The sequence below is a fragment of the Winslowiella iniecta genome (assembly GCF_001267535.1).
In the GTDB taxonomy this organism is placed as follows: Bacteria; Pseudomonadota; Gammaproteobacteria; order Enterobacterales; family Enterobacteriaceae; genus Erwinia; species Erwinia iniecta.
Window position 1 is genome coordinate 1 of the sequence record NZ_JRXE01000062.1, and the last position, 634, is coordinate 634.

The 634-nt window shown below is 65.3% G+C and carries 1 pseudogene; it reads right to left on the bottom strand.

Annotated elements, in window-relative coordinates:
* Nucleotides 1–634, bottom strand: a pseudogene (locus NG42_RS21580) (RHS repeat-associated core domain-containing protein); the annotation flags it as partial.

Here is a 634-nt window from a genome sequence, read left to right on the forward strand (position 1 = left end):
GCAGAAAATTTTGCGTGCTGCCGTCCGGCCCGCGGCTTTGCAGCAGGTTTCCCTGCGCATCGTGGCGGTACTGCCAGAGGCCGCCGTGGTTCTGTTCACTCAGCAGATGACCCGACGCATCCCGCGTCAGGCACAGCTGGTCATCCCACTCCGGCTCCACGGCGGCCTGACGCGCGGCATGATATTTTGCCAGGCTGGTGCGCTTCAGCGTGATGCTGCGCGCCGCATACTGATACCGCGTATAACTCTCGCCGTTGCTTTTCGCCGCCAGCCTGCCGGCGCGGTCATACTCCAGCGCGTAAACCTGCGCCTGCTGCGGCTGCCCGCCGGCCTGCGCCAGCGGCTGCTGCGAAACCGACACGACCCGGCCATGACTGTCATAACCATAGCTTTCGCGCCGCCCGGCGTAGTCGGTCTGCGCCAGCAGGCGGTCGCCGTTGTCCCACGCAAAATGCCAGCTGTCGTGATTCGGATTTATCAGCCGGGTAAGGCGACCGAAACGGTCATAATCATAGCGGGTGGAGTGGCCGGCCGCGTCGGTCTGGCAAACCACCTGCCCGCGCACGTTGCGCCGCACCCGGCGGTCAGTGAAGCCGTCGACGGTTTCGCCGCACAATTGCCCGTGCGCGTCGTA